Below are 6,902 nucleotides of genomic sequence, written 5' to 3'. Positions count from 1 at the left end.
GTGCTCGGGACCGAAGTCGGCGTCCGGCCACTCCGGCGCGTGCTCCCCGGCCGGCCGCACGGGCGTACCGTGCGCCGGCGTCCCGCCGTACGCCTCCTGGTGCGCGGGCTCGGCGTACGGCAGGGGCTGTCCGCCGTACGCGTCCGCGCCGGGCGGCTGCTGCTGGGGGCCGTGTTCGCCGCCGCGCGGCTCCTGGCCCTCGTCCTGCGGGACCCCGGGCACGCCGGGTCCCCACGGGCGGCCGATGTCCTGAGGGGGCGCCCAGGGGGCGGGGGCGCCGCCCGGGAGGGTGGCCGGCGGGGTGCCGCCCCACTGCTCGACCAGGGAGGACGCGGTGAACTCACCCGACTCGTCCGGCAGGTCGCCGTCGGCCACGGGGATCGACCACTGGCCGGTGACGTCGTGCCCCGGCGCCGGGTGGCCCGTGGCGCCCTCCCCGTAGGCCCACTGCCCGGTCGCGCCGGGGTCGTACGTGAACCGGTCCCCCGGCGCCGCGCCCGCCTCGGGGTCGTGCCACTGGTCACCGTCGACGGGGGCGCCGGGCACGCCCCAGGAGCCGGTGGCCGCCGGGTCGGCGCCCGCGCCGGCCGTCGGGTCGACCGTGATCTGCGGCGGCACGTAGCCGTGGCCGGGCGCGGCGAGCGGGCTCTGCATGGAGTCCAGCAGGGCGTCGATGCCGCCCTCGGGGAGGTTCACGAAGGCCGTGGCGCCGTCGTCGTAGTCGCCCTGGGGCAGCGGGTCCCAGCGGCTGCCGCCCGGGGGCGTGCCCTGTCCGTGCTGGTCGTCGGTCACGACAGCGCCCTCCCCAGTGCTCGTCGGGCCAGCGCGGCGACGGTGCGCCGCAGGTGCAGTACAGCGGGCGGAAGCGGTGGCACGACGCCGTCCTCGCCAGGGTCGGCGTCGGGGATGCAGGCCGCGGCGACGTACTCCCCGAACGCGTTCAGCGCCTCGGGCACGACCGCGCGGTTGTTGTCCCAGTCGATGAGCTGCGCGACCCACTGCTCGGCCTGCAGGGGCCGCAGCGGCATCGGCGCGATGGCGCCCACCGCGCAGCGCACCCCGCGGCGGGCCGGGTCGAGCACCAGGGCGACGGAGGCGACCGCGCGGCCGGGGCCGGTGCGGCCGGTCGCCTTCAGGAAGACCTGGGGGGCGTGCAGCAGCGGCACGCGCACGTAGCCGATGAGTTCGCCGGGGCGCAACAGGTCCATCCCGGCCAGCAGGTGCGACACCGGGAGTTCACGGCGGGCCCCGCCCGGACCCGCGATGATCAGCGTCGCCTCCAGCGCGGCCAGCACCGGCAGCGCGTCCCCGGTGGGGGCGGCGGAGGCGATGTTGCCGCCCAGGGTGCCCGCGTTGCGGATGTGCGGCGGTCCGGCGGCACGCGCGGAGGCGGCGAGCGCCGGGATGAGGGCGGCGAAGTCGGGGCGGCCCATGCGCGCGTGGGTGAGACCGGCGCCGAGCAGCGCGTGTCCGTCCAGGTACTGCCAGCCGCGGATCTCGCTGATCCTGCCGAGGCCGACCAGCGCGGCGGGCCTGAGCTGCCCGGAGTTGACGGCGGCCATCAGGTCGGTGCCGCCCGCGACGGGCACGGCGGCGGGCATCGCCGTGAGCGCCGCCACGGCTTCGTCGAGTGTCGTGGGCAGCGTCACGGCCTGCGCCGCCTGCGGTGCGTGCGTGCTCAAGTCCGGCTGCCCCTTCCCGCTGCCCCACCTGGTCCCGCCTGTGCTGCCGTACGGTACGTGCTGACAGGCCGGACGTGGCAACTCTGGCACATCTTGGCAGGTGCCGAGGACAGGGGTCCGTCAGAAGGCGTTCGCCCACTTCACCCCGGACGCGGCCGGTTTCGCCCCGGATCACCGGAGCGCCGGGGATTGGCACTCTTCGGTGACCCTCGTACCCGTTTCGCATGACCCGTTCGACGCGGGACGAACGGGTGCGCGCACCCCGTTCGGGGTCCCGGCGCGAGCCGCGCCCTCGCCGGGACCCGGGGCGGGGCTACTGGTGCGGCGGCGGGCCGTCGATCGGGCGTCCCAGGACGCCCGGACGCTTCTGCCAGGGCAGCGGCCCGGTGGGTGGCCGGTAGGCGACCCCGAGGGCGTCCAGCCGCCGGTAGTGGGCGGTCATCCGGCGTTCGAAGCCGGCGAAGTCCCGGTCGGCGGGGGCGGGCAGGTCGCTCCAGGCGACCTCGGCGAGCGCGGCGAGCCGGGGGTACGTCTGGTAGTCGACGCGCCCCTGGTCCTCCATCACCTCGGTCCACACGTTGGCCTGGGTGCCCAGCACCCGCGCGGCCTCCTCGCCCGTCAGCTCCGACGGCACCGGCTCGAACCGGTAGACGTCCTCCAGGGTGCGCACGTACCCGATCGGCACCGGCTCGTCGGGGCCCGCGTCCTGACGGTAGTCCAGGTACACGTACTGCTGGGGGCACATGACCACGTCGTGCCCCGCGCGGGCGGCGGCGACCCCGCCGGAGTAGCCGCGCCAGGAGGACACCGCGGCGCCGGGGGCCAGGCCGCCCTCCAGGATCTCGTCCCAGCCGATCAGCCGGCGGCCGCGCGCGGCGAGCCACTCGTCGAAGTGCCCGACGAACCAGGACTGGAGCGCGTCCTCGTCGGCCAGACCGAGGGTGCCGATCTGCTTCTGCGCGGTGTCCGAATCCCGCCACTGGTCCTTGAGGCATTCGTCGCCGCCGATGTGCACGAACGGCGAGAAGGGGCCGGCGTCCGCGGGGAAGAGCTCCAGCACCTCCTCGAGCACCCCTTCGTAGAAGCGCAGGGTGTCGTCGGTGGGGGCGAGTACGTTCGGATTGATCCCCCAGGTGTCCCAGACGGTCAGGGAGGCGGTGTCGACGACGTCGGAGTTGCCGAGTTCCGGATACGCGGCGATGGCGGCCTGCGAGTGCCCGGGCACGTCGATTTCCGGAACGACGCTGATGTGCCGCTCGGCGGCGTAGGCGACGATCTCGCGGATGTCGTCCTGGGTGTAGTGACCGCCGTGCGGCCTGTCGTCCCACAGCGGTGACGCGCGGTGCCCGATTTTCGTCCGGGCACGCCAGGATCCGATCCCGGTGAGTTTCGGATACCGCCGGATCTCGATGCGCCAGCCCTGGTCGTCCGTCAGGTGGAAGTGGAGGACGTTGAGTTTGTGCGCCGCCATCAGGTCGAGTTGGCGCAGCACGCCTTCCTTGGGCATGAAGTGCCGGGCGACGTCGAGCATCAGCCCGCGCCAGCGGAAGCGGGGCCGGTCCTGGATCTCGGCTTCCGGCAGTTTCCAGTCGGCCCGCCCGAGGGGCGCCCGCCGGAACGCGTCGGGGCCGAGCAGTTGCCGGAGCGTCTGCGCACCCGCGAAGACGCCGGCCGGGTCACCGCCCGCGATCAGCGCGCGGTCGTCACGGACGGTGAGGCGATAGGCCCCGGGCGGCAGGCGGTGGTCGTGCCGCAGTTCGATCGCGTTCTCCGCGGCCCGGCCGGGCGGGCCGGGTTCCCCCTGCCCCAGCGGCAGGCCGGTGGCCGCCTGCAGGGTCGTGCGCAGCCAGCGTTCGGCACTGCCCACTCCCGGCCCCGCCGTCAGCGTCGTGTCCCCGTCGAGGACGAAGGTCCGCTCACCCCACGTGCTCACGCTCAGCGGCGCGGGAATCAGTTCCGTCAGTGAAGTCACGTCAGTCCTTTACCGCGCCGCCCGGCCCTCGGACCGGACGCCGCTGTACGCGTACGAGGAAGACCAGTACCGGAATCGTCATCACCGTGGACGCCGCCATGACCCCGCCCCGGTCCGGCTCGTCGGGTTCGTGGAGGACCGGCGGCGCCGTCGGCGGGGGCGGCCGCGGGATGCCGCTGACGACGGAGGACTTGGCGAACAGGAAGTCGTTCCGGGTGGAGAGGGAGGAGAACACGCCGGTGGCGACCGGGCCCGGCAGGACGAGCGGGAAAAGGACCCGCCGGAGAAAGCGCGCGCGGCTCGCCCCGTCGAGGGGGGCGGCCTCCTCCAGCGCCTCCGAAACGGCCTTCGCGAACCCCCGGGGCATCCGGATCGCGAACGGACGGCTTCATGGAGTCTCTCCTCCGAGCGCGTTGCAACATACGCAATGGTGATTTCGCCGTGCCCAACACACCGGAGGCTAAGGACTGGACGGACCACGCCACAAGAGGTCACCACCACTCCGTGGCCGGCGAACGCGCCCCGCGCGACGCACGGGACGGCACAAAGGCCCCCGGGGCGCGCACAGCGCGCCCCGGGGGCCTCAGGAGGACCGGACCGGCGGAGAGAGGGGAGGGGCTACTTGTCGCCCTTGCCCTTGCCCTTGTCGTCGCCGCCGGCGCCCATGGACTCGTAGATCTCCTTGCACATGGGGCACACCGGGTACTTCTTCGGGTCGCGGCCGGGCACCCACACCTTGCCGCACAGCGCCACGACGGGGGTCCCGTCGAGGGCGCTCGCCATGATCTTGTCCTTCTGGACGTAGTGGGCGAAGCGCTCGTGGTCACCGTCGCCGTGGGAGGTCTGCGGCGTCGGCTCGACGAGGGTCCCCGTACCAGTCCCGCGCTCGGGCTCAAGAGTGCTCATAACAGCCAAGGGTACTGAAGCTCACACGCATCAGTTGAGCGAAGGGTCGTCCGGATAGGTGGCCACCATCGCCAGCTCGTTGCGCTGGCGGCGCAGCACCTCGCGCCAGAGCCGCTCCGGTGACGGCGAGGAGACGTCACCGGGTTCCGACTCCACGACGTACCAGGCGCCGTCCACCAGCTCGTCCTCCAGCTGGCCGGGGCCCCAGCCGGCGTACCCGGCGAAGATGCGCAGCGAGCCGAGGGCGGAGGCGAGCAGCTCCGGCGGGGCCTCCAGGTCGACCAGCCCGATCGCGCCGTGCACCCGGCGCCAGCCCGGCGGCGCGTCCTCCCCGCCCGTCCCGCCGGGGACGACGGCGACGCCGAGCGCCGAGTCCAGCGACACCGGGCCGCCCTGGAAGACGACACCCGGTTCGCCGGCCAGGTCCGCCCAGCCCTCCAGGATGTCGCCCACGTCCACCGGCGTCGGACGGTTGAGGACGACACCGAGGGAGCCCTCCTCGTCGTGGTCGAGGAGGAGCACCACCGCGCGGTCGAAGTTCGGGTCCGCCAGGGCGGGAGTGGCCACGAGCAGCCGCCCTGTGAGCGAGGACACCTCGGTCATGCCAGACATGATCCCGCATCCCGCTCCCGCTTGGGGAGGCAACGGGGGTACGGGAGTGAACGCGGCCATGATCCCGAGGAGCGGCCTGGTGAGGCCTCGTCCGAGGGCGGCGGCGGGAGACGGGCGGGCGGACGGGGGCGTCCACGGCGCACGGCGGAGGTGGTGACCCCGTGTATCCGGTCGCGAACCCTTCGTGTTGTGACAGAGCCATGACGTTCCAGGGCCCTCCTCGGGCATACGGAAGGGGGGTCGAGGGCGATTACCCTTTCCCTTCTGGCCCCTGCCCCACTCTCCCCACGGAACGCGAGATTCATGACCGTCAACGGCGCTGATGACGTACTGCTTGTCCACGGCGGGACCCCGCTGGAGGGCGAGATCCGTGTCCGCGGTGCGAAGAACCTCGTACCGAAGGCCATGGTCGCCGCGCTGCTGGGCAGCGCACCGAGCCGTCTGGGCAACGTCCCGGACATCCGCGACGTCCGGGTCGTCCGGGGGCTGCTGCAGCTGCACGGCGTGACGGTCCGTCCGGGCGAGGAGCCCGGCGAACTGGTGCTCGACCCCACGTACGTGGAGAGCGCCAACGTCGCCGACATCGACGCCCACGCCGGATCCTCGCGGATCCCGATCCTGTTCTGCGGCCCGCTGCTGCACCGGCTCGGGCACGCGTTCATCCCGGGTCTCGGCGGCTGCGACATCGGCGGCCGGCCCATCGACTTCCACTTCGACGTGCTGCGGCAGTTCGGCGCGACCATCGAGAAGCGGGCGGACGGCCAGTACCTGGAGGCCCCGCAGCGGCTGCGCGGCACCAAGATCCGGCTGCCGTACCCCTCGGTCGGCGCGACCGAGCAGGTGCTGCTGACGGCGGTCCTCGCGGAGGGCGTCACCGTGCTGTCCAACGCGGCGGTGGAGCCGGAGATCGAGGACCTGATCTGCGTCCTGCAGAAGATGGGCGCGATCATCGCGATGGACACCGACCGGACCATCCGCGTCACCGGTGTGGACAGGCTCGGCGGCTACACCCACCGTGCCCTCCCCGACCGCCTGGAGGCCGCCTCCTGGGCGTCCGCGGCGCTGGCGACCGAGGGCAACGTCTACGTCCGCGGCGCCCAGCAGCGCTCGATGATGACGTTCCTGAACACCTACCGGAAGGTCGGCGGCGCCTTCGAGATCGACGACGAGGGCATCCGCTTCTGGCACCCCGGCGGACAGTTGAAGTCCATCGCGCTGGAGACGGACGTGCACCCGGGCTTCCAGACCGACTGGCAGCAGCCGCTGGTGGTCGCGCTGACCCAGGCGACGGGCCTGTCCATCGTCCACGAGACGGTCTACGAGTCCCGGCTCGGCTTCACCTCCGCGCTCAACCAGATGGGCGCGCACATCCAGCTGTACCGCGAGTGCCTGGGCGGCTCCGACTGCCGCTTCGGCCAGCGCAACTTCCTCCACTCGGCGGTCGTCTCGGGCCCGACGAAGCTCCAGGGCGCGGATCTCGTCATCCCGGACCTGCGCGGCGGCTTCTCCTACCTCATCGCCGCCCTCGCCGCCCAGGGGACCTCCCGCGTCCACGGCATCGGCCTGATCAACCGCGGCTACGAGAACTTCATGGAGAAGCTCGTGGAGCTGGGCGCGAAGGTCGAACTCCCGGGCAAGGCGCTCGGCTGACAGGAGCCCGCACATACGCCGATGGGGCGGTCACCCACACCGGGTGACCGCCCCATCGGCGTATCCGCAAGCGCCCTCGA

The 6,902-nt window shown here is 73.1% G+C and carries 5 protein-coding genes and 2 pseudogenes; 1 reads left to right on the top strand and 6 read right to left on the bottom strand.

What is annotated here, in order from left to right; genetic code table 11:
• From ADK41_RS23285 to ADK41_RS23260, 6 genes and pseudogenes are all read right to left on the bottom strand, one after another.
• A pseudogene (locus tag ADK41_RS23285) lies at positions 1–792 on the bottom strand (hypothetical protein); the annotation flags it as partial.
• On the bottom strand, positions 789–1,682 hold the full coding sequence (locus ADK41_RS23280; protein ID WP_030834403.1) for an FAD binding domain-containing protein: 894 nt from the start codon (positions 1,680–1,682) through the stop codon (positions 789–791). The gene ADK41_RS23280 and the pseudogene ADK41_RS23285, both read right to left, overlap by 4 nt.
• 313 nt (positions 1,683–1,995) lie before the next feature.
• Positions 1,996–3,654 (bottom strand): beta-N-acetylhexosaminidase, encoded by a 1,659-nt coding sequence (locus ADK41_RS23275; RefSeq protein ID WP_030834400.1) that lies wholly within the window; start codon positions 3,652–3,654, stop codon positions 1,996–1,998.
• 1 nt (position 3,655) lies between these two features.
• Positions 3,656–4,042, bottom strand: a pseudogene (locus tag ADK41_RS23270) (ABC transporter permease subunit); the annotation flags it as partial.
• Between the two features lie 230 nt (positions 4,043–4,272).
• The gene (locus ADK41_RS23265) at positions 4,273–4,560 is read right to left on the bottom strand and encodes a DUF3039 domain-containing protein (RefSeq protein WP_019754409.1); all 288 of its coding nucleotides are present in this window, start codon (positions 4,558–4,560) and stop codon (positions 4,273–4,275) included.
• Positions 4,561–4,590: 30 nt separating this feature from the next.
• A complete protein-coding gene (locus tag ADK41_RS23260; RefSeq protein WP_030834395.1) occupies positions 4,591–5,163 on the bottom strand; it encodes a YqgE/AlgH family protein in 573 nt (190 codons plus the stop codon).
• A 312-nt stretch (positions 5,164–5,475) separates the two neighbouring features.
• Here ADK41_RS23260 and murA point away from each other — a divergent pair, with 312 nt between their 5' ends.
• Positions 5,476–6,822 (top strand): UDP-N-acetylglucosamine 1-carboxyvinyltransferase, encoded by a 1,347-nt coding sequence (gene murA, locus ADK41_RS23255; protein ID WP_030834393.1) that lies wholly within the window; start codon positions 5,476–5,478, stop codon positions 6,820–6,822.
• The last annotated feature ends 80 nt before the right edge of the window (positions 6,823–6,902 follow it).

This window comes from Streptomyces caelestis, from assembly GCF_001279005.1.
Classification (GTDB): domain Bacteria; phylum Actinomycetota; class Actinomycetes; order Streptomycetales; family Streptomycetaceae; genus Streptomyces; species Streptomyces heliomycini.
This window is presented reverse-complemented; position numbering and strand designations above follow the sequence as displayed.

What these genes read in the sequence shown, in the direction of transcription:
- ADK41_RS23265 (WP_019754409.1), bottom strand. Translation starts at nt 4,560, where the DNA reads ATGAGCACTCTTGAGCCCGAGCGCGGGACTGGTACGGGGACCCTCGTC.
- ADK41_RS23260 (WP_030834395.1), bottom strand. Translation starts at nt 5,163, where the DNA reads ATGACCGAGGTGTCCTCGCTCACAGGGCGGCTGCTCGTGGCCACTCCC.
- murA (WP_030834393.1), top strand. Translation starts at nt 5,476, where the DNA reads ATGACCGTCAACGGCGCTGATGACGTACTGCTTGTCCACGGCGGGACC.